We start from the raw sequence: 26,261 nt of genomic DNA on the forward strand, positions 1-26,261 counted from the left end.
CCCATGCAGAAAACGGCGCGTGTCATGATCGGGATCTCCAACGGGCTGGACCGTGTCGCCACGGTCCTGTCGGGGATCGCCATCGTCGTGCTCGTGGGGGCCGTCATGTTGCAGGTGGTGGCGCGCTACATCTTCCAGCAGCCCCCCGCCTGGACCGAGGAACTGGCGCGCTACGCGATGATCTGGGCGGGCCTGCTGGGCGCCACCATGAGCTTCAAGCGGCGGTTCGACCCGGCCCTGTTCAACGGCACCACCACGACGAAGGGCCTGCTGGCCGTCGCCGCCGAGATCATGAAATCGGCGGTGGTGTTGATCTACCTGCTGCCGATCCTGTGGCACGTATTCTACGGCCCCGGCATGAACCCCGCGCGCGGTTTCCTGCTGCGCCACAGCCGGTCGATGGCCGATGCCCTGCCCTTCTCCACCGTCTGGGTCGCCGTGGCCGTGCCGCTGATGATCCTCTTCACCCTGTTCCACCTTGTCGCACGCTGGTGCGGCGAGGATGGGCCGCCGCAGCCGGACAACGACGCGACGTAATTCCCCAATCCTTTCAAGGAGTTTCTCCATGCACGCAGATCAGATCATCCGCGGGGCAGAGATCATCGACGGCACCGGCGCCCCGCGCCGCCGCGGCGATGTCGCGATCACCGACGACCGGATCGTCGCCACGGGCCCCCTGGACCACTGGACCGCCGGCCGCGAGATCGAGGCCCATGGCCGTATCGTCGCACCGGGCTTCATCGATCCCCACGTGCACCATGACGCCGCGCTGTTCACCCAGCCCGACATGGAATTCATGACCAACCAGGGGGTGACCACCGTCATCAACGGCAACTGCGGCTTTTCCATCGCGCCGGTGAAACGGCCCGAGAACCTGCCCGAACAGCTGCGGATGATCGCCGAACGCCCCGATCTGGTCTTCGGCACCTACGGCGAATACCACGCCCGCATCGCCACCGAGCCGCCGGCGGTCAACGCCGCCTGCCTGATCGGCCAGTCCACCCTGCGCGCCAATGCCCTGGACGACCTGACCAAACCCGCCACCCGGGCCGAGCTGCATGTCATGGCCGCCCTTCTGGACGAGGCCCTGGGCGAAGGCGCCATCGGCGTCTCCACCGGGCCGTTCTACCCGCCGTCCCGCGCCTCCACCACCGAGGAGCTGATCGAGCTGGGCCGCGTCGCCCAGCGCCATGGCAAGCTTTACGTCACCCATATGCGCGACGAGGGCGACCGGGTGGTCGAGGCGCTGGAGGAAACCTTCGAGGTGGGGCGGCAAAGCTGCTGCGGCGTACATGTCTCGCATCACAAATGCGCCGGGCTGGCCAATCACGGCATGTCCGAGACGACACTGAAGATGATCGACGATTTCATCGCGGATCACGACGGCGGTCTGGACACCACCCCCTGGGTGGCCTCGTCGACCATCCTCAACTCGGGCCGGCACAAGCAGGCGACCCGCGTCATCGTCGCCGAAAGCGAACCCTACCCCGAAATGGCTGGCCGTGATCTCGATGACATCGCCCGGGAATGGAACACCGATCTGGACGGCGCCATGGAACGGCTGCTGCCCGCCACCGGCATCTTCTTCATCATGGCCGAGGAGGACGTGCAGCGCATCCTCAGCTATGACCGCACAATCATCTGTTCCGACGGCATTCCCACGGGCAAGCACCCGCACCCCCGGGTCTGGGGCACCTTCCCCCGTGTCCTGGGCCACTACGCCCGCGATGTCGGCCTGTTCAGCCTGGAGACGGCGGTGAAACGCATGACCTCGATGCCCGCCGACCGGTTCGGCCTGGGCGGGCGCGGGCGGATCGCCGTGGGCGCTTTCGCCGACCTGGTGATCTTCGACGCCGCCACGATCCGCGAGGGGGCCACCTTCGACAACCCGATACAGCCGGCGACGGGGATCGACCGGGTCTTCGTCAATGGCACGGAGGTCTTCGCCTTCGGCCAGAAGACCGGCGCGCGCCCCGGTCGCCCGCTGACCCAGACCGCGCCGACCCAGGTGGTCTGATCCGGGTGGTCTGACGCGACGGGACGGGCCGCCCGCTCGGCGGCCCAACCCCGGCATATCCCCGCGCCGGGGGCCGGGTCGTCCCGTTTGCGCAAAGTCAGGCCCGCGACGCCCCGACCTCATCGGTCACTACAGCCGAGACATGCCCGGTATTGAGATCACTTCCAACTTGACCCCCTCCTGTCTTTCCCGGCACTAGGCACCCCGATCAAGACAGGCGGTCCATTTCGACCGCATGGGGGGAGGACCATTCCGTGGCGAGATCTGACAAGAACCGGGACGCGGCACTGCGTGTCGCGGTCCGCAAAGTGAAGCGCGCGCTGAAGCGTCGCATAGCCCTGCGTCGGCGGCGGCGCAGCCCGGCAAAGTTCGTCGGTGTCACTGGCAGTTCGGCCAAATCGACCACCGTGACCCTCCTGTCCCATGTCCTCGCCTCGCAGGGGCCGACCCGGATGCAGGTCTTCTACAACAGCTACTTCCCGGTGCTGGAATCCATGCTGCAACTGAAGGGAGACGAAGCCTTCTCCGTCAACGAGCTGGGCGCGGGCACGGAGGGTTTCGGCGCGGCCGCCCAGATGATCGGTCCTGATCTTGCCATCGTCACGATGATCAGCATGGAACATCGATCAATCTACAAGACGGAGGACAACATCACCCGGGAAAAGGCCCAGCTGGTCGAGGCCCTGCGCCCGGGCGGCATCGCCCTGCTGAACGGGGATGACCCCCAGGCAATGACCATGGCCGAAACCGCCGAAGGACGGCAGGCCCGCGTGGTGACTTTCGGCCAGGGAGACGAAGTGGGCTATCGCGCCACCCGGATCCACGCCGCCTGGCCGGACCGGCTGAGCCTATCGCTCGAATGGGCGGGTGGCACGCTTGACCTGAAGACGCAGTTCGTCGGCAGCCATTTCTGGCTGCCCGTTACCGCGGCCGCCGCCGCCGCGCTGGAGCTGGGCGTCCCGCCCGCGGTCGTGGCCGAACGGATCGCCGGGGTGAAACCGCTGCAAAATCGCTGCGACACGCTGCAGATAGACGGCGGGCCGAATTTCATCCTCGACACGGCCAAGGCCCCGGCCCGCACCCTGTCGCTGACCCTCGACATGCTGCGCAACGCCCGCGCCCCCTTCAAACGCTTCATTCTCTACGGCGTTTCGGATTTCGGCGGCAACAACCGCCAGCAATACTCGCGGATCTACAGCGCGGCCCGCGAGGTCGCGGACGAGGTCATCATCCTCGGGGATCGCGCCAAACATGCCCGCGCCTCCGAGGAGGACATCGCCGCCGGTCGCTTCCGCAGCTTCCCGGATGTGACGTCGCTGACGCACTACCTCAAGGAAACGGCCCGCCCGGACGAGCTGATCCTGCTGAAGGCATCGGGCAACCTGCATCTGGAACGCGCCGCCCTGGCCTTCCGCGAGGAGGTGAACTGCTGGGAAGAGAAATGCGGGCGCACCCACCCCTGTCACGACTGCCGGGCCCTGACCGAAGGCTATTCGCCTCTCGCCGCACGGCGGCAGCGCAACAGCAGCTTCCATCCCCGCGACCCGAACAACCCGCTCTATCAGCGGCTGGAAAGCTGACGATTGGCCACCTGGGGCGCCGGACGCGATGTCGTCCGGCTGCCTTTCCAATCGTCACTGGCGCGCCGGAGACGTGCCCAGGCCGGACTTGCGGCGGCGGGGACCACATTTTGACGGCAGGACCGGTTGCGCCTGCGGCACCGCCATGATCTTGACGCGGCGGGCGCCTCTTGGCGGCGCCCCTCTCCTCCGTTTCACGGCCCGCCCGGCGCGGCGGTCCGACAGCCAGGTCCGATCCCATGAACGATACCGCGCAACGCTCTCCGGCGTCCTCTCCTTCCTCTCCCCCGGGTTCCGCCGAGACCAGGGGCCCCGATCCGCAGATCACCCGGGCCGCCTGGGCGACACGGGCGGTCTTCTTCGCCACTGGCTTCATCACCTCCTGCTGGGCGCCGCTGATCCCCTTCGTGAAGACCCGCGTCGGCGCGGATGAAAGCACCTTCGGCCTGCTGTTACTGTGCCTGGGCGGCGGGGCGCTGCTGGCGATGCCGCTGGCGGGGGCCCTGGCGGCGAAGCTGGGCGCGCGGGCGGTGATCGCCGCCGCCGGACTGGCGATGATCCCCATGCTGCCGCTGCTGACCCTCATGCCGAGCGTGCTCCTGCTGGGCGTGGCCCTGGGCCTCTTCGGGGCCTTCCTCAACAGCGTCGACGTGGCGATGAACATCCACGCGGTGGAGGTCGAACGCCGCGCCGCGCGCCCGATCATGTCGGGGCTGCATGCGCTTTACAGCGTCGGCTCCTTCTCCGGCGCGGGGGCCATGGCGCTGATGCTGCTGGCGGGGCTGGCCCCGTCGCTGGCCGCGACCCTGGGCGCTGCTGCGGCCGCCGCGGCGCTGCTGCTGGCGCTGCGGGGCCTCTTGCGTGCACGCGGCGGCACGGACACCCCGGCCTTCGCCTGGCCGCGCGGCGTCGTCCTGCTGCTGGCGGCCCTGTCGGGGATCTCCTTCCTGGTGGAGGGTGCGATGCTGGACTGGGGCGCGCTGCTGGCGATCGAACGGCAGCTGCTGCCGGTCGAAGGCGCCGGGCTGGGCTACATGGTCTTCGCCGCCGCCATGGTCACCGCACGGCTGATCGGCGACCGGGTGATTTCCCGGCTGGGCCAGATGCCCGTCCTGCTGGGCGGCAGCCTGCTGGCCGTCGCGGGCATCGCCCTGCTGATCGCTGCGCCCTGGTCGCCCCTGGCGCTGGCGGGCTATGCGCTGACCGGTTTCGGCGTGGCCAACATGGTGCCCATCTTCTTCAGCGCCGCCGGACGGCAACGGGTGATGCCGCCCGCCCTGGCCATCGCCTCGATCAGTACCACCGGCTATGCCGGGGTCCTGATGGGACCGGCCGTGCTGGGCTTCGCCGCCGAGGCCACCAGCCTGGCCACCACCTTCGGCGCGCTGGCCCTAGTGCTGCTCCTGATCCCGGCCAGCGCCCGCGCGGTCACGCGCCTCTAGCCCCCTTTTCCCCCTTCGCCGAAGCCAGATGGGACCAGCGAAGGGGGTTGGCCGAAGGGGAGACATGATCTAGAACAAATAAGGAACGCCCGATGCAGCGAGTCGCCGGTCCAAGGGGATCCCCCGGGCCTGCGCCCCCTGCGCCTGCACCCGGCCCGTTCTGCCTGTCCGTTACCCGTCCGCCTGTCTTCGCGCCCCGTTCACCCTGTTCCGTCGCATCCCGCCCATGTCCTCGCTGCCGCCGTCCCTGCCTGCCAAGCCCGCCGCGCACCGCGGCCCCGCCCCGGTCTTCGCCAGCGCCTTTCCCCTGCGCCCCGCCCGGGTGCACGAGGTCTGCGGCGCCGGCGCCACCGCCTTTGCCGCACTGACCTGTGCCCGCGCCCGGGCCGGCGCGCTGATCTGGATCCGCGAGACCTGGATGCGCGACCAGCTGAACCCCCTCGGCCTGGCGGATTTCTTCGACCCGTCGCGGCTGATCCTGGCCCGCGCCCCCGATGCCGTCGACGCCCTGGCCGTGGCCGAGGAGGCGCTGCGCGACAGCGCCGTCGCCCTCGTCCTGCTGGAGGTCACCCGCCCCCTGGACCTGCGCGAGGGGCGGCGGCTGCAGCTGGCGGCCAAGACGGGAGGCAGCACGGGGCTCTGCCTGATCCCCGAGGGCATGGGATCGAACGCCGCCGAGACCCGCTGGCGGGTGCAGCCGCATTGGGCCGCCCCGCCCGAAGGCCGCGGCGCCGCGCCCCGCTCGGACTCGACTCTGCTGCGCTGGCAGCTTATCAAGAACAAATCGGGAACACTTGGAGCCTGGGATGTCTGCTGGAACCGGACGACGTATCGCCTCGATGTGGTTTCCCCGGCTGCCGAGTGACCGGGTACTGCGCGCCACTCCGCTGGAGGGGCCCTTCGCGCTGACCCTGCGCGAGGGCAACACCGAGCGGATCCACTGCCTGAACCCGGCTGCCGAGGCCGCCGGGCTGGCCCGCGGCATGGGGCTGGCCGATGCCCGGGCCTTCTGCCCCGCGCTGATGACCGACCCCGCCCGCCCCGATCGCGAGGCGCGCTTCCTGGAGGTGCTGCGACGCTGGGCCATGCGCTATTGCCCCTGGGTGGGCACCGACGGCGCGGACGGGCTGGTGCTGGACGTGACCGGCTCGGCCCATCTGATGGGCGGCGAAGAGGCAATGCTGGACGACATGGCGACCCGGGCGGCCCGCTCGGGCCTGACCCTGCGCGCAGGCCTCGCCGACACGCGCGGCGCCGCCTGGGCCCTGGCCCATCACGCGCGCGGCGCCACCGCCCGCGCCGCCCCGGGCGAGACCGCCCAGGCCCTGGCCCCCCTGCCCGTCACCGCCCTGCGGCTGGATCCGGCGGAGATCGCGGGCCTCGAACGGCTGGGCCTGCGCACCGTGGGCGCGCTGGAGGCTGCGGCCCGCGCGCCCCTCGCCCGCCGCTTCGGCCCCGGCCTTCTGGTGCGGCTCGATCAGGCCATGGGCCGCCAGGGCGAGGCCGTCAGCCCCGCCGGCGAGGCACCGCATTACGCCACCCGCCTGACGCTGCCCGAACCCATCGGGCTGGAGGCCGACGTGATGGAGGGCACCCGACGGCTGCTGGAGCGGCTCTGCGAAAAGCTCGACCATCAGGAAACCGGCGCGCGCACGCTCTGCCTGACCCTGCGCCGGGTCGACCGCGACAGCCGCCAGGTGGAGCTGCGGCTGGCCGCGCCGATGCGCGATCCGGTGCGCATCCTGCCCCTGTTCCGCCGCGGGCTGGAGGAGGTGGATGCGGGCTATGGCATCGACCAGATGCGGCTGGAGGCCACGCTGGTGGAGCCGCTGCCCGCACGCCAGCTGTCGCCCCGTGCCACGGGGGGCGACCGGGCGCGCGTCGAGGATCTGATCACCCGTATCGGCACCCGTATCGGGCTGGAGAACGTGCAGCGGTTCCGCCCCGCCGACAGCCATATCCCCGAACGCGCCTTCCAGGTGGTGCCGGCGGCCTTCGCCGGGCCGGAAGCGGGGCCCGAGATGGGGCCAGAAATGGGGGCGGAGGCCGAGCCCCACACCGCCAACCGCGCCGGGGCCTGGGCCGCCCCGCGCCCGCGTCCGCTGCGCCTTTTCCCGCCCGAACCCATCGCGGGCCACGGGCCACGCCCGCCCGTCCCGCTGCGCTGGCGGCGCATGTCCCTGACCCCGGTGCGGGTCACCGGGCCGGAACGGATCGCGCCGGAATGGTGGTTCGACCTGCCCGGCTGGCGCCGCGGCCTGCGCGATTACTGGACGGTGGACACCCGCGAAGGACGCCGGCTGTGGCTGTTCCACACGCCGCAGGATCCCGCCTGGTTCGTCGAAGGGGAGTTCGCATGACCGCCACGCCCCATGCCGCGCCGCCCGCCCCACGGAAGCCGGGCGCCCCCTGCGCCCCCGCCGAAGCCGATGCCGCCGCACCCTCCAGGCCAGGGGACATAGCGCCCTGCCCCTCGGACAACTCCTGTCCGGGGCCTGAACGGGAGGGGGCCGGGCCGCCCGAAGCTGCACCCGAGGCTCCCGCCGAGCGCGATCCGGAGGACAGCCCCTGGCCCGACAGCGCCCGTGCCGCCACCGAGGCCACCCCGGATCCCGCCGCGCCGGGCGGCAGCGCGCCACGCGCCGAGGTCACCTCTGCGCCCCATCCCGGCCCGGGCGGCCATGGCGACGCGCCCCCGGCCTATGCGGAGCTCTGTACCACCTCCAACTTCACCTTCCTCACCGGGGCCTCCCACCCCGAAGAGCTGGTGACACGGGCCGCCGAACTGGGGCTGTCGGCCCTCGCCATCACCGACCGCAACTCGCTGGCCGGGGTGGTGCGCGCCTGGTCGGCGCTGAAGGAGCTGAAACGCGCCGCCGAGGAGGCAGCAGAGGCCGCCGACGACAGCCCCGCCACCGGCCCGCAGGTGCGGTCGCACACCCGCGTCGATCCGTCCTCGCGCACCGCCCTACCCGCCAAACCGGCGCTTGCGCGCCCGCAGGTGCCGCGCCTGCCGCGGCTGATCACCGGCTGCCGGCTGGTGCTGCGCGACTGCCCCGTCGACTGGATCGCCCTGCCGCGTGACCGCGCCGCCTATGAACGGCTGTCGCAACTGCTGACCCTGGGCAAGCGGCGGGCCGAAAAGGGCGACTGCCTGCTGGGGCTGGATGACCTGCTGACCCACGGCCAGGGGATGATCCTGATCGCCCTGCCGCCACGCGATCTGGCGGCCGCCCGCCGCCCCGTGGCCCAGGTGCAGCGGCGCTTTCCGGGCCATGTCTTCCTGGGCGCGGCGCCGCGCTACGACGGCTCCGACCAGGGGTGGTTCGACGCCTGCGCCCAGGCCGCCCTGGCGACCTCGGCGCCGATGGTGGCCGTGGGCGACGTGCTGATGCACCACGGGGCGCGGCGGCAGCTGGCCGATGTGCTGACCTGCCTGCGCGAGGGGCTAACCATCGACCACATCGGCACCCGCGCCCAGCCCAATGCCGAACGCCGTCTGAAGGCACCCGCCGACATGGCGCGCCTCTACCGCCGCCACCCCGCCGCCCTGCGTCGCACCACCGAGATCGCCGCGCGCTGTGCCTTCGACCTCTCCGATCTCAGTTACGAATACCCCGATGAGGTGTCCGAGGGCGGCGAGGCGCCCCAGGACCGGCTCGACCGGCTGGTGCGCGCGGGCCTGCGCCGGCGCTGCCCCGATGGCATCCCCGACCGCTATCACGCCCTGGCGGAGAAAGAGCTGTCGGTGGTCGAGGAGCTGGGCTTTGCCGCCTATTTCCTGACCGTGCACGACATCGTCGCCTATGCCCGCTCCGTCGGGATCCTCTGCCAGGGGCGCGGCTCAGCGGCCAACTCGATCCTGTGCTGGGCGCTTGGCATCACCGATGTCAGCCCGGACATGATCGGCATGGTCTTCGAACGCTTCGTCTCGCGCCACCGGGGCGAGCCGCCGGACATCGACGTGGATTTCGAACATGAACGCCGCGAGGAGGTGATCCAGTGGATCTACGACCGCTACGGGCGGGACCGTGCCGGGCTCTGCGCCACGGTGATCCACTTCCGCTCGCGCGCCGCGATCCGCGAGGTGGGCAAGGTCATGGGCCTTTCGCAGGATGTGACGGCGGCGCTGGCGGGCCAGATCTGGGGCATGTCGGGCAAGGGCGCCGACCCGGACCGCATGCGAGAACTGGGCCTTGATCCCTCCGACCGCAGGCTGGCGCAGACCATCCGCCTGATCGGCGAGATCATCGGCTTCCCCCGCCATCTGTCGCAGCACGTGGGTGGCTTCATCATCACCCGGGGCCGGCTCGACGCGCTCTGCCCGATCGAGAACGCGGCGATGGAAAACCGCACCGTGATCGAATGGGACAAGGACGATATCGACGCCCTCGGCATCCTGAAGGTCGATGTCCTGAGCCTCGGCATGCTGACCTGCCTGCGCAAGAGCTTCGATCTGCTGTCGGAACATGAAAAGCGCCAGCTGACCCTGGATACCGTCCCGCAGGAGGACCCCGAGACCTACGGCATGCTGTGCCGCGCCGATGCGATCGGGGTCTTCCAGGTGGAAAGCCGGGCGCAGATGAACTTCCTGCCGCGAATGCAGCCCCGCACCTTCTATGACCTGGTGATCGAGGTGGCCATCGTGCGCCCCGGGCCGATCCAGGGCGGCATGGTGCAGCCCTATATCCGCCGCCGTCAGGGGCTGGAGGCGCCCGAACCCTTCGGCCCCGCCCTGGCGGAGGTGACGGCCAAGACCCTGGGCGTGCCTCTGTTCCAGGAACAGGCGATGCAGATCGCCGTGGTGGGCGCCGGTTTCACCCCCGAGGAGGCCGACCGGCTGCGCCGGTCGCTGTCCACCTTCCGCCGCATGGGCACCATCGGCGTCTTCCGCGACAAGTTCGTGGGCGGCATGCTGGCCAATGGCTATGACCCGGAGATCGCCGCGCTGTGTTTCAGCCAGATCGAGGGCTTCGCCGACTACGGCTTTCCCGAAAGTCACGCGGCGGCCTTTGCCATGCTGACCTACGTGTCCTCCTGGCTGAAACGCCACCACCCGGCGGTCTTCGCCTGCGCCCTGCTGAACTCACAGCCCATGGGGTTCTACGCCCCCGCGCAGATCGTGCGCGACGCCCGCGAGCACGGGATCGAGGTGCGGCCCATCTGCGTCAACGCCTCCCACTGGGACAACAGGCTGGAACGGCGCACCGACGGCGCGCTGGCCCTGCGGCTGGGGTTCCGCCAGATCAAGGGTTTCCGCGAGGAGGACGCAGGCTGGATCGTGGCGGCGCGCGGCAACGGCTACCCCGATCCCGAAAGCCTGTGGCTGCGCGCCGGCCTCGCCCCTTCGGTGCTGGAGAAACTGGCCGAGGCCGACGCCTTCGCCGGCCAGGGGCTGACCCGCCGCGATGCCCTGTGGGAGGTGAAGGCGATCCGCGCGCCGAAACCCCTGCCGCTGTTTGACGATGCGCTGGATGGCGAAGGCGGGGTGGAGCCGAAGGTGGAGCTGCCCGCGATGCACCTGGGCGAGGAAGTGGTGGAAGATTACGTTTCCATGCGCCTTTCGCTCCGCGCCCACCCGATGGAGCTGCTGCGCCCCTCGCTGCCCGACACCCTGCCCCATGGAGAGCTGGCCACCACGCCTCCGGGCCGCGTGACGATCTGCGGGCTGGTCATCACCCGGCAGCGGCCCGGCACCGCCTCGGGCGTCATCTTCCTGACGCTGGAGGATGAAAGCGGGGTCGCCAACGTGGTGGTCTGGCCCAAGCTTTACGAGGCCTACCGCCGCGCGGTGATGGGCGGGCGTCTGCTGCGGGTGAGCGGGTATATCCAGCGCGAGGGGATCGTGGTGCATGTGATCGCCCAGCGGATCGAGGACCTGTCGCCGCGCCTGGGCGAGCTGGGCCACCCGCTGAGCGACCAGGTGGGCGTGACCCGGCCGGAGGCCGACGACGCGCCGCGCCGCCCCGACGTGCCCCGCCCGGCCCGCACCAAACCCACGGCCAACCACCCCCGCGAACAGGCCAAGCGGCTGTTTCCCAGTCGGGATTTCCACTGACGCCCCGCGCGGCGCTGCCGCCACCGAGGCTCAGGCGATGCGCAGCATGTAGCGCGTGCTGATCCAGCCGGTCACGCCCAGGGCGCCGCCGGCCTCCGCTCCCTCGGGCACCGCCAGCACCTCGACGAAGGCCCAGTCCGGCACGCGCGACAGCACCTTGACCCGCGTCCCGCGCAGAAGTTGCCCCGGTGGATCGACCAGTTCGGCCCCGATCCGCCCCTCCCCACGGAAATTCAGCCGCGAGGCCGTGGTCTCCCAGACGGCGTCCTCCTCGCCCTCGTCCGCCTGGCCCAGAAGGTCGCGGAAGGTCTCCAGCGGGAAGGCCGGGCCGGGGTCGGTCTTCCAGCCACGGGTGTCAATCTCCTCATGGCTGACGATGTCGGTGATGGCGTAGCTGTCGATCAGCGCGCTGGTGATCCGGCGCAGCACCGTCAACTGTTCTGGGGTGTAAAGCGGCCAGGCGAAGCTGCCCGGACCGATGCGGCCATGGGGCGCGGTCAGGAAGCCGCCGTAGTCCTCCAGCTCTGCCGTGGTGCGCCTGTGCCCGTAGCCGTCGACCCAGAGGTCCGGCCCCAGGGGTTTCAGGTAGCCGGGGTTCAGGATCTCGATCCCGACGGCATGGCTGTTCAGCCCCGACAGACCGCCGTGGTGCGACGGACCGGCATGCCAGGCCCGGCGGTTGAAGGGCGCGATCTGCCAGGTGGTGCCGTCACGGTCGACCACCAGATGCGCAGAAGTGCCGGTGTTGCCGGTCCCACCCGCGCGGCCCATCAGCCAGTCGCGCGCGCCTGCGCCGCTCCAGCCGGTGGTGTAGTGCATGACGATGAGGGTGGGATCGATCCGCACGGAGCGGCTGAGGTTGGAACTGGTGCCGTACCAGAATTCTTCAAAACGATGGTTCTTGATAGCCATGAAAAGGCCCTCGCAATGCAGGTTGAAAAAGGTCTTGAACGTAAAGGATCCCGGCCGGCGGAAATTGCCGACGGGCGTGCGGGCCGGAAAATGCGCCCGGCCCGATGTGGGAAGCCTAGGGGCAGTCGGGCCCCTGTGGCAAAGCAAATCGCCCCGCCCGCGACCAAAGCCCGGGCCCCGCCAGGCTGTGCGACGGCGCCGGGCGCGCGGCCCGTGCCGCGACGCTCAGCTGTCCTGAAGTTCCTGCTTCAGCATCTTGCGAATGCGCTTGCGCTCGCGCCGGCCCGACACCTGCTCGGTCTGCGGGTAGACCGGGACCACGTCCCAGGGATCCTGATCGACCTTCAGGCGGAAGCGGCGGCGGGCCGCGATTTCCAGGTCGTCCCCGCCGAAGGCGCAGGTGACCATGATCTCGAAATCGCGGATCCGGTCGCGCAGCTCCGACAGGTCATCGGGCAGGTCCTCGTTCCGCTCCACCGTGATGTCGAGGATGTTGCGGAAGGTGCCCAGCCCCATGAAATCACCGCGGTTCAGCGGGCCCTGGCTGGTGATCCCCTCGGGGCGCTCCTCGTCGTCGCCGGATTTCTGCAGGATGTCCCGGTCGGTGACGGTGGCGGTGTATTCGCTGCCATCGGTCATCCGCAGGGTGCAGTAGACCCCCTGCCCGTAGATCGGTTCCTGGCTCATGTTCGACATCAGGATCAGCGCATCCAGATCCGATCCGGCGCCCCGGTTGATGATGACACGCGGTTTGCGCGCCCGCATGTAACTACCCACGAAGATCTGGAGATAGATCAGCCAGACCCCCAGCATCCCGACATTGGTAAGCACGTTCAGCGCCGAGCTGTATTCCTTCAGCCAGTCCATGGGTCTCCCGTCCGTCTTTGCATGGGGCAGACCAACGCCCCCGAACGGGTTCCGTTCCCCGATCAGCCCTGACCGCGCGTCCCTTCGATCCGCAAACGGCTGTCGGGCTGCAACCGCCCGCGCAACCGGCGTGACAGGGCATCCACCGCCAGGGTCAGCGCCACGGTGACCAACAGCAGCGCCATGACGCGATCCAGCCGCAGCTCTGCCACGTTGGTCTGCACGTAGAATCCCAGGGTGCCGAGGCCCAGCACGCCCATGATGGCGCTTTCGCGCAGGATGATCTCCCACCGGTAGAGACAGAGCGCGCGAAAGTTGCCCATCAGGCGCGGGAACAGCTCCCACCCCCAGAGGGTGAGGCCGCGCGGGGCATCCGGGCGCAGCGGCAGCGTGGCGGCCTGGCGGCCCATCAGGTGGGCGATGATCGCCCCGTTGTGCAGGCCAAGCGCCAGCACGGCCGGCAACATCGAGGGGCCGAGGATCTGCAGGAAGACGAAGGCCAGCATGTATTCCGGGGTGGAGCGCAGCAGCACCAGCGCCCCGTGGCCCAGAATCGCGCCCAGACGGCCCGCCACCCGCGGCACGATCATCGGGAAGGCCAGGGCCGCCAGCCCGCCCGCCAGCACCAGCGCCAGCTGGCCCAGCACCAACGTGTCCACCACGCCCGGCCAGGCCTGTTGCACGAACACCCGGTCGAGCCAGCCGGTCCAGTCCGCCCCGGAGCGCAGCGGGGCCGGCACGATGTCCGACAGGAACCGTGCCAGCGCCCCCGATCCCATCGGCGGCACCTCGACCCGCAGCAGCGCCCAGACCGAGGCCAGCAGATAGACCGGCATCAGCCGCCAGCGCGCCCAGTGGCGGATCGGCAGGATTAACAAGAAGAAGACCGCCAGCACCACCACGGCGCGGTCGTATTCAGCCTGGCGGAACCAGGTTTCCAGCTGGAACCCCAGCGTCGGCAGGCCGATGAAGCCCAGCACGGCGGAGCTGCGCATGCCGCATTCCAGCCGGTAAAGCGTATAGGCCGCCATCTGCGGCAGCACGGCGGGGTAGCGGACCCAGACCAGCCGGGTGACCGCCCCCAGCCCCGCAGGCAGCGCCTGTTCGCCGCCCCGCCCGGCCTCGTCGAGATATTCGGAGAGGACCTTGGCGAAGATGCCCGCGTAGGGCAGCCCGATGGCCAGCACGCCGGTCAGCGGCGACAGGCCGGTGATGTTCATCAGCAAAAGCGCCCAGAACAGCTCATGCAAGGCGCGAATGGCGACGCAGAGGAACCGCACCGGCCCGAGGTGGTAAAGCGGCGCCAGAACCAGTCCCGCCACCGCGCCCAGCCCCACGCCGCACAGCGCGAAGGCCAGGGTCAGAACGGCCCCATTGAGCAGCGACAGCGGGTCCGACAGGTCGGGGTGCAGGATCCCCTGCCCGATCGCCGCCAGCGTCATCCAGGGATCGGGACGCGGCGCCGACAGATCCGCCAGCACCAGCGCCAGCACCGTGGCCGCCAGGAAGCCCAGCGAGATGCGCCGCGCCACGCTCACGCGTAAAGATCCATCAGCCGGTCACGCGGACAGTCGGCCACGGGCGCATCCAGCACGATCCGCCCCCCTTTCAGGCCGAGGATGCGCGTGGCGGTCTGCCGCGCCAGGGTCACGTCATGCAGCGCCAGCACGGAGGTGGGGAAACTTGCCGCCAGGTCCTCCAGCAGGGCCGCGGCCTGGGACGGATCCAAGGCGGAGACGGGTTCATCCCCCAGCACCACCTCGCCGCCGCGCAAGAGCGCCCGCGCCAGCGCAACGCGCTGCCGCTGCCCGCCCGACAGCTGCGCGACCCGACGTCGGCCCATGCCGGTCAGGCCCACGCGGGTCAGCACCTGCTCCACCTGCGCCCGCTCATCGGCGGAGGGGCGCAGCAGGATACGCAGGTTTCGGGCCGTGCCGGCGTCGTCCAGCCGTCCCATCCAGACGTTGTGAAAGACCGACAGCGGCCCGACCAGCCCGTGATCCTGCGGCACCAGGGCCACGCGCCGCGCCGTCAGCCGCTGCGCCAGCGCCGCCAGCAGGGTGGATTTCCCCACGCCGCTGCGCCCCAGAAGCGCGATCCGCTCTCCGGGCTCTATCGTCAGGGTCACATCGCTGAGAACGGGGGTCTCCCCCCATCCCAGACGCTCCCCCGAGAGGGAGACGAGCGCCGCCATCAGTCGATGATGTCGAGCGCGCGGGCCGTGTCCTCGATCGGCTGGTAAAGACCGTTGTCGGCCTCGATGAACGCGGACCGTGGGAAGGTCGCCAGCAGATCCTCGTCGGTCAGCGACAGCAGCGCCTCCTGCACCTTGGCGGTGAAACCCGCGCCGAAGCGGCCATCGACATCGCCGCGGATGGTCCAGTTGTAATCGGGGTACGGCGGGGTCTGCCAGATCACGGTGGTCTGGTCGACCTCCGGCGCGCCCTCGCTCTCGGCCAGTCCGTACACCGAGTAATTCAGCGCGCCGACCTCATAGGCGCCCGAGCCCACCAGTCGCAGGGTCTGGCCGTGGTCACCGGAAAAGCCCACGTCGGAGAAGAGATCCTCCGGCGCCTCGCCGGTCTCCTCGCGGATATAATATTCGGGCATCAGGCGGCCCGAGGTCGAGCCCTGCGCGCCGAAGGTGAAGCTGCGCCCGGCGATGTCGGGGAAGTCTTCCGACGGCTGCAGCCCGGTGGCATCGTTGGCGATGAAATAGGTGACGAACTCCGCATCCTCGGCGCCTTGCGCGATGGCGGTGGAGCCGGGCACCAGGGCGCGGGCCTGCACGCCCGACAGGCCGCCGAACCAGCCCAGCTGGATCTGGTCGTTGCGGAAGGCGGTGACCGCGGCGGCGTAGGATTTCACCGGCACGTATTGCACCTCGACCCCCAGCTCGTCGGAGAGGTAATCGGCCACGGCGCCGAAACGTTCGACCAGGCGGCTTTCATCGTCATCGGGGATGGCGGAGAAATAGAGCGTATCGGCAGCCGCCGGCGTCGCGGCGGCGGTCATCAGCAGGAAGGCAAGACGTTTCATCGGGAAAACTCATCACTTGGGTTGCATTTGGGGCGCCATGCCCCGCGAAGGTGGAAGGCCCCTTGCCGAGGCGCGTTCTGTCCCGGCCCGCGGGCTCAGGCAAAGCGGATGCCCTGGCCCGCGGCCATGCGGCCCACGGGGGCGGCGGCGTCGAACCCATGCTGGCGGAAGGTGGCCAGCACCTCTTCGACCGCCTCGGGCGCGCACGACACCAGCAGCCCCCCCGAGGTCTGCGGATCGCAGACCAGCGCGCGGTCGAGATCCGACAGCCCGTCGAGGGTGACTTGCGCGCCGTAGCTGGCCCAGTTGCGCCCCGAGGCGCCGGTGATGTTGCCCGCATCCGCCAGATCGCGCGCCGAGGACAAGAGCGGCACCCGGGCCCAGTCGATCTGAGCCTGCACGCCGGAGCCACGCGCCATTTCCAGCCCGTGACCCGCAAGACCGAAACCGGTCACGTCGGTCATCGCATGGACGCCGGACAGCGCCGCCAGGTCGGGGCCCGGCGTGTTCAGCCGGGTCATCGTGGCGATCATCTCGGCGTACTGGTCGTCCGACAGCAGTTCCTTCTTGAAGGCCGCCGAATAGATGCCGACACCCAGCGGCTTGCCGAGGATCAGCACGTCGCCCTCCTGCGCCTGGTCGTTCTGTTTCATCTGCGCCAGATCGACGAGGCCGATGGCAACAAGGCCGTAGATCGGCTCGACCGAGTCGATGGTATGGCCGCCGGCGACGGGAATGCCTGCCTCGGCAGCCGCCTTGGCGCCGCCCTCCAGGATCTTGCCGATGGTCTCGCCCGGCAGGGCGTTGACCGGCATGCCAACCACCGCCAGGGCGAACAGCGGCCGCCCGCCCATGGCGTAGACATCGGAAATGGCGTTGGTCGCGGCGATACGGCCGAAATCCTCCGGGTCGTCGACGATAGGCATGAAGAAATCGGTGGTGGCGACGATCGCCTGGGTCTCGGAGATCTTGTAGACCGCCGCGTCATCCGCGCTGCCGATGCCCACCAGCAACTCCGGCGGCACCGGCAGGGCCTTGGTGCCCTTCAGCAGGTCCGACAGCACGCCGGGCGCGATCTTGCAGCCGCAGCCGCCGCCGTGGCTGAGGGAGGTCAGGCGGGGGGTCTTCACGGGATCGGTCATTCGGTGTCTCCTCTAGCGGGCGTTGCGGCCAGGTCGGCGACCTGCGCCGCGATCCGGGCGGCCAGCTCGGGCAAAGCCTGCGGATCCAGGCGCGGGGCGGTCAGCGGGGTCACCGTCGTCGGGTCCATCCGCGCACGGTGACGGGCATAGCTGGGATCATAGCGCAGCTCCATCAGGCTGCGGGCCAGCGCGGCGAAGGCGCCCGCGCGGGCCTCGGCGTGCCAGGCCTCGATCTGCTCGGCGGCCACGTAGGGGCGAAGGGTGTCGAGGATCTGGTGCAGCCGGGCCTTGTCCTCGGTGACATCGGCATAGGCACGCGCCAGGTAGGCGGCACGTTCGTCCAGCGGCGCCTCCAGCACGATGCGCGGCGCGGCCTTCATCGCGGTCCAGAGGGAGGGCGGCAGGCGGCATTCGCCGACCTTGGAGCTTTCGGCCTCCACCACCACGGGCCGCGTCGGATCCAGCCGGGCCACCTGCATGGCCAGCGCCGTCTCAAAGCCGCGCTGCTGCGGCTGCGGGCCCATGGCGCCGAACAGCGATCCACGATGGTTCGCCAGCCCTTCCAGGTCCAGCACTTGCAGGCCCTGATCTGGCAGCATGTTCAGAAGTTCGGTCTTGGCCGATCCGGTATTGCCGTCCAGCAGAACCACCGGCGCCGGGAAGGGATCGTCGTAAAGCGCCTGCACCACCAGCCCGCGAAAGGCCTTGTAGCCTCCCTCGATCGTCTCCACCCGCCAGCCGATCTGGCGCAGGATCGTGGCGAAGGAGCCGGAGCGCTGCCCGCCGCGCCAGCAGTAGATCAGCGGCTGCCAGCCGCCGTCGCGATCCTGCAGCTTCTCCTCGATATGCCGCGCGGCATTGCGTGCCACCAGCGCGCCGCCGATCTTGCGCGCATCAAATGGCGAGACCTGCTTGTAGATCGTCCCGACCCGGGCACGCTCCTCGTCGTCCAGCACCGGCATGCTGAGCGCACCGGGCACGTGGTCGTCGGCGTATTCCGCCGGCGCCCGCACGTCGATGATGTCGTCGAAACCGTGATCAAAAAGATCGCTAAGGGATGTGAGCTTGATCGCCATTCCCGCCAGATAGCGCATGCCCGCGTCCAGGCAAAGCGCGGAGCGCAGGCAGCGGCGTATGGCGGACGCCGCCGCCGCGAAACGGAGCGTCGCCTGAGGCCCGCGATGCGATTTCCGCTTCAAACCGGCGGGGCGCTTTGCTACAGACCACGTCACGCGATGGCCCGAGGGCCGTGGCCGGTTGCGGGTGTGGCGGAATTGGTAGACGCACCAGATTTAGGTTCTGGCGCCTTTGGCGTGGGGGTTCGAGTCCCTTCACCCGCACCACTTTGATTTTAAGATTCTTTAAACGGCATTCTGCTCTGAGACAAAGCGGCAGCTGACTCATTGGCAGTTTGTCTCGCAGTTCCCACACCTTTTCGCGGCCTGCCCAAATCCACCGTCTCAGCAACGCGGCTCAACGTGCAGCAGCATGGCATTCGCCTCCCTTAAATGTAGCGATCGGTTGCAACCGCAATCCAAGCGGGTGCGAATAGAAATCGACCTAGCCGATGGCCGCGCCAGGCCGGTGCTGAAACCAATCATGCCCCCCCTCGTGGTGACATTTGCGTTACCCATGAGCGCGCGGCTTGCCCTGGGCGGCGCCGTCGGGGAAAACCGCCGCGTAGCCCCTCACGGAGTGCGCATGCTGCGTTACGTCACCCTCTGTGCCGCCCTTGTGGCCCTGCTCCTGACGGCCCTCGCGCCGCTTCAGGCGCAATCCGCGTCGGGCTGTGCAAGCAGTCCCTCGGTGGCAGAGACGGACGTCTGCCTGGCGCCGGGGGTGCCCCCTTCGCCGCGGGCGCCGGCCAAGAACCCCTGTTTCAACTGCGCCCTGCCCTCAGTCGCCGCTCTTCCTGAGATGCCCCGAACGATGGCCCCGATGCAGGTCTCCACCGACGCACCGCTTGCGCCTGGGCGGGTCATCCGACCGGATCGCAAACCACCGCGCGCCTGATCTCCATTCCCTTTTCGCGGCACCACCGGTGCCCAGATTTTCGCGACGCCTCAGGGCGATCGCACCCAATGGAGATATGACAAGATGACTTCCACTACCGGAAAACCGACCCTGCTTTTGCCTTTCCTGGGCCCGCTCTATCGCCAAACGGCGCCGCTGACCGAGCTCTGGCTGCGCGTGATCAGTGGCGTGGCGCTGATGGTCCATGGCTGGCCCAAGATCCAGAACCCGACGGGCGCCGCCGACATGGTCTCCGGCCTGGGCTTCGCGCCCGGCTGGTTCTGGTCGATCCTGCTGTCGGTGACCGAGTTCACCGGCGGGCTGCTGCTGGCCCTCGGCCTGCTGACCCGCCTGGCAGCGGGCGGCACCACCGTGATCCTGCTGGTCACGGTCTACTTCCACTGGGTCGTCCTGGAACAGGGCTATAGCGGGGCGGAGCTGTCGCTGATCTGGTCGGCGGTGACCCTGACCTTCCTGGCGAAGGGCGGCGGGCGCTACTCCGTTGATCGCCTGATCGGGCGCGAGCTGTGATGCGGCGGCGCGAGATGCTGACGGGGGCGGGCGCTGCGGCGCTTGCCTCCACCCTGCCCCGGGGCGCCTCGGCGGCCAACAGCCTGCCGGTCGAGGCGCCGGTGCATGTCGGCGCGGTCGGACTGCGCAGCCGCGACGCCGAGGCGCTGGCCGCCTGGTACAACGCCGCCGTGGGTCTGCAGGAGATCAGCCGGGACGGTGCCACGATCTGGCTGGGCGCCGGCGGCACGCCCCTGCTGGCCCTGACCGAGGTCGACGGGCTGGCCCTGGCCGGCCCGCAGGAGGCGGGGCTCTTCCACACCGCCTTCCTGCTGCCCTCCCGCCGGGACCTGGCCCAATGGATCGCCATGGCCATCGACCAGCGCCTGCCGGTCAGCGGCACCGCCGACCACCGCGTCAGCGAGGCGATCTACCTGACCGATCCGGAAGGAAACGGGGTCGAGATCTACGCCGACCGCCCGCAGGAGACCTGGACCTGGGTCGACGGGGAGGTGCAGATGGGCACCTATGCGCTGGACGTGGACGGTATCATGGGCGCGCTTGGCCTGCTGCCGCCGCTCTGGCGCGGCGCCCCGGCTGGCACCTGCATTGGCCATGTGCACCTGAAGGTGGGCGATGCCACACGGGCGGGCCGGTGGTGGCGTGACACCATGGGATTCGACGCGGTCAGCACCCGTGACGACGCCGTCTTCCTGTCGACCGGCGGCTACCACCACCACGTGGCGGTCAACGAATGGGTCAGCGCCGGGGCCGGGCGCCGGTCGGAACATGAGACCGGGCTGGATTTCGTGGAACTGCAAAGCCGCGACGCCGCGACAGGCGGCCTCTTCGAGGACGACTGGGGCACCAGGATCAGGCTCGTCTGAGAGCGTGACAGCACGGGAAGGGCTCCGCCGGGGCTCTTCCCCGGGTCGGTCGGCTGACCGAGGTGCAGCGCGCGATAGTCTCCGGACATGCCCAGAGCTGCTGCGCGTGCGACGGGAAACACATCCACCGGTCCCCAGGGCGCAAGGGAAACACCCGGGAGCCGGCAGATAGGGAACGTGTAACAACTACCTTCCCCGGCCCTGCGGTCGGGGATGGTGGATCTGGGTCTGGCGCAGGCACCCCACATGCCGTCGTCACACCCGATTGGATCAGGGGCCGGAGTTACTCGGTCCCGGATAGAGGCCCAACTTCAGGCCCAGTATCAGACCTTGTTCAGGCTCAACGTTCCTTCAGGGATCATCCCTGCGTCCTGAAGGGTTGCAACCAGGTCCAGAGCCGCGGTCCGCTCACTCGTTGAAGAGGCTGCGCCCAGTTGCTCCTGGCACCAGGCCTGAAGCGCGGAGGGCGTGGCCTTCGCGTCCTCCGGAGCGAACTGCGCCGGCTCCGAGGCCATGGTGGCGGTCGAAGGGGTTTCTGCCCCGTCTTCGAGCGCCCGTGCGGTCGCATCATCGACGAAGATATCGCCCTCGATCCCGGCGAAGGCCCGGATGCGGTTGATGCGCTCTTCGGTGCAGTCCAGCAGCGCCGCCATGGCGGAGGTCTTGCCCATGGGCTTGGTCGAACCGACATAGCCATAGGGCACGCAGTCGGAGCGTTTCAGCACCCGGTTCATGATCGGGTCGATCACGGTGACGATGTCGGTGATGCCCGACTCCCGTGCAAACTCCAGCGAGCCGGCCATCAGTTCACAGGTGGCGTAGCTGACGGAGTTGCGGGATTTCCCGCCGCTCAGCCGGTCGGTATCCACGCAGAACCGCGTCGATTCCCAGAGCGTGGGGCTGCGCAGCGGCGGCTCACCGTCCAGGATGTCCGAGAAGACATCCGACAGCATATGCGGGCCGGTTGTCTGCAGCGCCCGGACACAGGCCACCACATGCCCGTCATCGTCCAGGCCCAGCACGTAGGCCGGATCAAGGGAATCGAATTCATCGATCTCCTTGCCATCCTTGACCACCACGTCCCATCCTAGGCGGTCCTTGAAAACACGCGCACGCAGCGCGAACATCTCGTCAATCAGGTTGCTGTAGCGATGCCGATTGAGTCCGTCGACAATTAGGATCATTCTGACCCCTCCAATTCATTCCCATGAATGAAGGAGTATGCGGATCGCCGCAGCCATTCTATTAGGGAAATCCCTTACCCTGCCCCAGAGCTAGGAAACAAAGGGCATCAGCCGGGATGAATCAGTCCGAGGCTGATCGCGCGGCCCACAGCCTGGGCGGTGGTCAGCGCCCCCAGCTTGGTTCGGCTGGAGCGCAGATGCACCTCCACCGTCCGGCTGGAAATCGCGAGGATATCCCCGACATCCTGCTGGGTCTTTCCCGCCGCGATCCATTGCAGCACATCGGTTTCGCGCTGCGACAGGGCCGGATGGGTCAGCCGGCGCACCATGTCGTGGGATTGCACAACATGATCGTGCAGGTGCACCGCCGCCGCCTGAAGCTCTGACAGGATGCTGGATTTCAGCAGCTGCCATTCCCGTTCGGAACAGTCCCGGGTGACGCTGAACAGCCCAATGTCGCCGTAGGGCCCGCGCACCGGGATGGTCAGCCCCTGCTTGGAAATTCCGAAATCATGCGCCGCATGAAAGATCGTGTCGAAGGACTCTTCCCGATGCAGGCGTTTCCAATCCACCGGGGCGATACTTCGGCTGGCGGCCAGCAACGTCGGATCCCTGTGCTGGAAATTCTGATCGACATAAAGCTGCTGCCATTCGTCGGGATAATTGACGAAACCATGCACCGTCTGCGCAATCGGGTTCACCCCGGCATAGGCCGCGTAATCGAGCTCATGCGTGTCACACACGGTATCCAGAAACTGCCTGAGATCATTCGCAGGCGCGTCGCGTTTACTGAGGTCGATGACAGCCAAAAGTCTCTCGCGTTAACGGTAGGGTCCCAACACCAAGTTTCCGACACTTTGGGACAGCTCTTCTATGAATTGTCGGGATCGGACCGCAACGCAACCGAAAAGGCATCTTGCACTGGCCTGACGTGGCCCCGTTACCACGAAATGGGAACAATCCCGACGGAATGAAACGGCCGGGCGCCGCCTGCCTTGCCGCATCAGTCACCCTGCAATGCGCGCAGGACCTGTGGCAGCATCTCCGGCAGGTCTTCCGCGATCAGGCCGGGGCCGAAACGGCGGGCGCAGTCGGCATGCAGCCAGGCGCCGGTCGCGGCGGCCTCCAGCGGGGCGAACCCGCGGGCCAGAAGGCCGCAAATGATCCCCGACAGAACGTCCCCGGCCCCGGCCGTAGCCAGCCAGGGACAGGCCCGCTCGCGCTGCGCCGCGTTGACGCGCGCCGTGCCATCCGGCGCGGCGATCACCGTGTCGGCCCCCTTCAGCAGGACAACGCAGCCGGCCCGGTCCGCCGCCTGCCGCACCACATCCAGCTTCGACAGGGCCGGGCCGCGATCCGCGGGCGCCTTGGCGGCCTCCGCCAGGTCCGGGAAAAGACGGGCAAACTCGCCCCAATGGGGCGTCAGAACCACCGCCTGCCCGCGTGTCTCGGCCAGAAGCGCCTCCGGATTCTCGGCAAACAGGCTGAGGGCATCGGCGTCCAGCACCGTGCGCCGTCCGGCGGCCAGGGCCGTCAGGACCAGCGCACGCGCGCGGTCGTCCGTACCCAGCCCGGGGCCGAGGCAGATGGACGTATAGCGCGGGTCGTCCGCCAGCAGCGTGCCGAGCGCGTCGGCGTCCGGGATCCGAGCCAGCATCAGCGCGGTGATCTGCGATGCCACCTCCATCTGCGCGGCAGGCGGGACGCCCAGGGTCACCAGGCCGGCGCCCATGCGCAGCGCCGCGCGGGCCGACAGACGGGCGGCACCGGTGCGCCCCGCCCCGCCCGTCAGTACCAGCGCATGACCGGATGTGAACTTGTGCCCCGCCGGGTCCTTGTGCGCGACCCGGCGGCACGCCTCCCCCTCGACCAGCTGCGCGACGGGCCCGCCGGCCCGCTCCGCGTCCCGGTCCCCGTCCAGGCCGATGTCGGCCACCACCAACGCGGGGCTCAGCGCCGCGCCCTGCCCCAGCACGTGCCCCGGCTTGGCGGTATGGAAGGTCACCGTCAGATCCACGGCACCTGCATCGACGCCACCCAGCATCCGACCGCTGTCGGCATCCAGACCGGAAAGGATGTCGACCGCCACGCGCCGCTGCGCCGCCGCCAGGACCTGCCGCAGAGCTGAGGCCAGATCCGCCGACAGGGGCCGCGCCAGACCGGTGCCGAAAAGCGCATCCACCGCCAGGTCCACCGGCGCGGCATCGAGACGCCCCAGCACGCTGTCCAGCTCCAGCACGGCGCCCCGCTCTGCCCATTGCGCATGCATCTCGGCCGCATCGCCTGAAAGGCGGGCAGGATCGCCCAGCAGGCCGAGCTCCACCTGCCAGCCGCAGTCGACAAGATGTCTTGCCACGACAAAACCATCGCCACCGTTGTTGCCTGGCCCGCAGAGAATCGCCGCACGCGGGCGGGACGCCTCGCAAAGCTCTGGCCAATAACGATAAATCTCCGACACCACCGAACTGCCGGCGGTCTCCATGAGGTCCAGCCCCCGGCATTCTCCGGCGGCCATGGCCGCCTCTTCCACGGCCCGCATCTGTGTTCCGGTCAGGAGATTTGACATAACTTTCCCAAACTGCACAAATTTTACGCTCATCGCCACTTTTTCGCGCGGCATTTTCGCGCCATCTCTGGCCTCTCCGCCGGTTTCCCTCTAGCCAATTGTGAGGGCGCTGCGAAAGTGGTCTGACCGATGCGACGTTACTGTGAGGAGTATCCCATGAAGAAGATCGAAGCGATCATCAAGCCGTTCAAGCTTGATGAGGTGAAGGAGGCGCTTCAGGACGTGGGCGTGCAAGGCCTCTCCGTGATCGAGGTCAAGGGCTTCGGTCGCCAGAAGGGCCACACCGAACTTTATCGCGGGGCTGAATATGTCGTCGATTTCCTTCCGAAGGTGAAAATCGAAGCCGTCCTCGACGACGACCAGGTGGATGGTGCGATCCAGGCGATCATCGACGCCGCCAAGACCGAGAAAATCGGCGACGGCAAGATCTTCGTGTCGCCGATCGAACAAGCCATTCGCATCCGCACCGGCGAGACCGGTACGGACGCACTTTAAGAGACTCAAAACCGAAGGGAAAAGGGAATGAGCAAGGACAAGGTTCTGAAGCTGATCGCTGACGAGGATATCGCCTACGTCGACATCCGCTTCACCGACACGCGCGGCAAGCTGCAGCACGTCACCGTGATGGCAGATCAGGTCGACGAAGACTTCCTCGACGAAGGCTTCATGTTCGACGGGTCGTCCATCGCCGGCTGGAAGTCGATCGAAGCATCCGACATGAAACTGATGCCCGACACCGAGTCGGTCTACATCGACCCCTTCTATGCCGAGAAGACCCTGTGCGTTCACTGCACGGTCGTCGAGCCCGACACCATGGAGCCCTACGAGCGTGATCCGCGCGGCACCGCTCAGAAGGCCGAAGCCTACCTGAAATCCTCCGGTATCGGCGATGCCGCCTTCATGGGCCCGGAAGCTGAATTCTTCCTGTTCGACAACGTCAAGTACTCGGTCGCCATGAACAAGGTGTCCTACGAGGTCGACGCGCTGGACGCCGCCTGGAACACCGACACCGACTACGAGATGGGCAACACCGGCCACCGTCCCGGCGTCAAGGGCGGCTACTTCCCGGTCAACCCGATCGACGATGGCCAGGACATCCGTGCCGAGATGCTCTCGACCATGAAGCGTCTGGGCATGAAGGTCGACAAGCACCACCACGAAGTGGCGTCCTGCCAGCACGAGCTGGGCCTGATCTTCGACAGCCTGACCAAGCAGGCCGACGAACTGCAGAAGTACAAGTACGTCATCCACAACGTGGCCCAGGCCTACGGCAAGTCGGCCACCTTCATGCCGAAGCCGATCGCCGGCGACAACGGCACCGGCATGCACGTGAACATGTCGATCTGGAAGGACGGCAAGCCGCTCTTCGCAGGTGACAAGTATGCCGACCTGTCCGACGAAGCCCTGTTCTTCATCGGCGGCATCCTGAAGCACGCGAAGGCCCTGAACGCCTTCACCAACCCGTCCACCAACTCCTACAAGCGCCTGATTCCCGGCTTCGAAGCCCCGGTTCTGCGCGCCTACTCGGCCCGCAACCGTTCCGGCTGCGTCCGTATTCCGTGGGCGGAATCCCCCAAGGCCAAGCGCGTCGAAGCTCGCTTCCCCGACCCCTCGGCCAACCCCTACCTGTGCTTCGCGGCCCTGCTGATGGCTGGCCTCGACGGCATCAAGAACAAGATCCATCCCGGCGACGCGATGGACAAGAACCTGTACGACCTGCCGCCCGAAGAGCTGGCCGACATCCCGACCGTCTGCGGCTCGCTGCGCGAAGCCCTGACCGAGCTGGAAGCCGACATGGACTTCCTGCTGGCCGGCGACGTCTTCACCAAGGACCAGATCGAAGGCTACATCGGCCTGAAGATGGAAGAGCTGGAAATGTACGAGCACACCCCGCACCCCGTGGAATACGCTCTGTACTACTCCTGCTGATCCCCATCACAGGGACAGTGACGGAAGGGGCGCCCGACAGGGCGCCCCTTTTGCGTTGCACCCCTGCCCTGTGCGGAGCGCTGCGGCGTGCCCTGCCCCATACTGCAGCCGATCT

21 protein-coding genes and 1 tRNA gene are annotated in these 26,261 nt (G+C 68.6%); 12 read left to right on the top strand and 10 right to left on the bottom strand.

The genetic code is table 11. The annotated features are described in order from the left end of the window. The first annotated feature begins 3 nt into the window (after positions 1-3). The 7 genes from LC066_RS03545 (at position 4) to LC066_RS03575 (ending at position 11,097) form a co-directional block, all read left to right on the top strand. The gene (locus tag LC066_RS03545) at positions 4-537 is read left to right on the top strand and encodes a TRAP transporter small permease (RefSeq protein WP_222474705.1); all 534 of its coding nucleotides are present in this window, start codon (positions 4-6) and stop codon (positions 535-537) included. Positions 538-565: 28 nt separating this feature from the next. Then, positions 566-2,017, top strand: coding sequence for an N-acyl-D-amino-acid deacylase family protein (locus LC066_RS03550; protein WP_224896562.1), 1,452 nt, complete (start codon positions 566-568; stop codon positions 2,015-2,017). A gap of 254 nt (positions 2,018-2,271) precedes the next feature. Continuing rightward, positions 2,272-3,597: a Mur ligase family protein gene (locus LC066_RS03555; RefSeq protein ID WP_224896563.1), complete on the top strand. Its 1,326-nt coding sequence runs from the start codon at positions 2,272-2,274 to the stop codon at positions 3,595-3,597. A gap of 239 nt (positions 3,598-3,836) precedes the next feature. Continuing rightward, entirely contained in the window at positions 3,837-5,039 is a 1,203-nt protein-coding gene (locus tag LC066_RS03560) for an MFS transporter (protein ID WP_224896564.1), read from the top strand. Between the two features lie 226 nt (positions 5,040-5,265). Beyond that, complete coding sequence (locus tag LC066_RS03565; protein ID WP_224896565.1) at positions 5,266-5,904, top strand: ImuA family protein; 639 nt, start codon at positions 5,266-5,268, stop codon at positions 5,902-5,904. Next, the gene (locus LC066_RS03570; protein WP_224896566.1) at positions 5,846-7,399 is read left to right on the top strand and encodes a Y-family DNA polymerase; all 1,554 of its coding nucleotides are present in this window, start codon (positions 5,846-5,848) and stop codon (positions 7,397-7,399) included. Before LC066_RS03565 ends, LC066_RS03570 begins: the two co-directional genes overlap by 59 nt. Then, positions 7,396-11,097: an error-prone DNA polymerase gene (locus LC066_RS03575; protein WP_224896567.1), complete on the top strand. Its 3,702-nt coding sequence runs from the start codon at positions 7,396-7,398 to the stop codon at positions 11,095-11,097. Before LC066_RS03570 ends, LC066_RS03575 begins: the two co-directional genes overlap by 4 nt. A 30-nt stretch (positions 11,098-11,127) precedes the next feature. Here LC066_RS03575 and LC066_RS03580 read toward each other — a convergent pair whose 3' ends face one another. The 7 genes from LC066_RS03580 to mnmH all read right to left on the bottom strand — a co-directional run bounded on the left by LC066_RS03580 (position 11,128) and on the right by mnmH (position 18,133). Further along, positions 11,128-12,009 (bottom strand): N-acetylmuramoyl-L-alanine amidase, encoded by an 882-nt coding sequence (locus LC066_RS03580; RefSeq protein WP_224896568.1) that lies wholly within the window; start codon positions 12,007-12,009, stop codon positions 11,128-11,130. Positions 12,010-12,234: 225 nt separating this feature from the next. Further along, a complete protein-coding gene (locus LC066_RS03585) occupies positions 12,235-12,876 on the bottom strand; it encodes a hypothetical protein (RefSeq protein WP_224896569.1) in 642 nt (213 codons plus the stop codon). Between the two features lie 62 nt (positions 12,877-12,938). Continuing rightward, complete coding sequence (locus tag LC066_RS03590; protein ID WP_224896570.1) at positions 12,939-14,414, bottom strand: PhnE/PtxC family ABC transporter permease; 1,476 nt, start codon at positions 14,412-14,414, stop codon at positions 12,939-12,941. Then, entirely contained in the window at positions 14,411-15,070 is a 660-nt protein-coding gene (locus tag LC066_RS03595; RefSeq protein WP_224896571.1) for an ATP-binding cassette domain-containing protein, read from the bottom strand. The genes LC066_RS03590 and LC066_RS03595 overlap by 4 nt, the downstream gene beginning before the upstream one ends. Continuing rightward, complete coding sequence (locus LC066_RS03600) at positions 15,070-15,915, bottom strand: putative selenate ABC transporter substrate-binding protein (protein WP_224896572.1); 846 nt, start codon at positions 15,913-15,915, stop codon at positions 15,070-15,072. The genes LC066_RS03595 and LC066_RS03600 overlap by 1 nt, the downstream gene beginning before the upstream one ends. Positions 15,916-16,010: 95 nt before the next feature. Further along, positions 16,011-17,057, bottom strand: a complete 1,047-nt coding sequence (gene selD / locus LC066_RS03605) for a selenide, water dikinase SelD (RefSeq protein WP_224896573.1) — start codon at positions 17,055-17,057, stop codon at positions 16,011-16,013. Next, on the bottom strand, positions 17,054-18,133 hold the full coding sequence (gene mnmH / locus LC066_RS03610; protein WP_224896574.1) for a tRNA 2-selenouridine(34) synthase MnmH: 1,080 nt from the start codon (positions 18,131-18,133) through the stop codon (positions 17,054-17,056). The genes selD and mnmH overlap by 4 nt, the downstream gene beginning before the upstream one ends. A 183-nt stretch (positions 18,134-18,316) precedes the next feature. Here mnmH and LC066_RS03615 point away from each other — a divergent pair. From LC066_RS03615 to LC066_RS03625, 3 genes are all read left to right on the top strand, one after another. Further along, a tRNA-Leu gene (locus tag LC066_RS03615) sits at positions 18,317-18,400 on the top strand. A 754-nt stretch (positions 18,401-19,154) separates the two neighbouring features. Then, positions 19,155-19,601 carry a DoxX family protein gene (locus LC066_RS03620; RefSeq protein WP_224896575.1) on the top strand — a complete coding sequence of 149 codons (447 nt, stop codon included), beginning with the start codon at positions 19,155-19,157 and terminating at the stop codon, positions 19,599-19,601. A gap of 14 nt (positions 19,602-19,615) precedes the next feature. After that, positions 19,616-20,467, top strand: coding sequence for a VOC family protein (locus LC066_RS03625; RefSeq protein WP_224896576.1), 852 nt, complete (start codon positions 19,616-19,618; stop codon positions 20,465-20,467). 323 nt (positions 20,468-20,790) lie between these two features. Here LC066_RS03625 and LC066_RS03630 read toward each other — a convergent pair whose 3' ends face one another. The 3 genes from LC066_RS03630 to LC066_RS03640 form a co-directional block, all read right to left on the bottom strand. Continuing rightward, on the bottom strand, positions 20,791-21,651 hold the full coding sequence (locus tag LC066_RS03630; protein WP_222474728.1) for an acyl-homoserine-lactone synthase: 861 nt from the start codon (positions 21,649-21,651) through the stop codon (positions 20,791-20,793). A 107-nt stretch (positions 21,652-21,758) separates the two neighbouring features. Next, positions 21,759-22,460: an autoinducer binding domain-containing protein gene (locus LC066_RS03635; RefSeq protein WP_224896577.1), complete on the bottom strand. Its 702-nt coding sequence runs from the start codon at positions 22,458-22,460 to the stop codon at positions 21,759-21,761. 194 nt (positions 22,461-22,654) lie between these two features. Then, positions 22,655-24,217: an NAD(P)H-hydrate dehydratase gene (locus LC066_RS03640; RefSeq protein ID WP_224896578.1), complete on the bottom strand. Its 1,563-nt coding sequence runs from the start codon at positions 24,215-24,217 to the stop codon at positions 22,655-22,657. Between the two features lie 156 nt (positions 24,218-24,373). On the opposite strand from LC066_RS03640, the gene LC066_RS03645 reads away from it, so the two are divergent. Further along, positions 24,374-24,712, top strand: a complete 339-nt coding sequence (locus LC066_RS03645; protein WP_085887052.1) for a P-II family nitrogen regulator — start codon at positions 24,374-24,376, stop codon at positions 24,710-24,712. Between the two features lie 27 nt (positions 24,713-24,739). Then, positions 24,740-26,146 (top strand): type I glutamate--ammonia ligase, encoded by a 1,407-nt coding sequence (gene glnA, locus LC066_RS03650; RefSeq protein WP_222474731.1) that lies wholly within the window; start codon positions 24,740-24,742, stop codon positions 26,144-26,146. Positions 26,147-26,261 lie beyond the last annotated feature (115 nt).

The sequence above is a fragment of the Pseudooceanicola marinus genome (assembly GCF_020177265.1).
GTDB classification, from domain to species: Bacteria; Pseudomonadota; Alphaproteobacteria; order Rhodobacterales; family Rhodobacteraceae; genus Pseudooceanicola; species Pseudooceanicola marinus_A.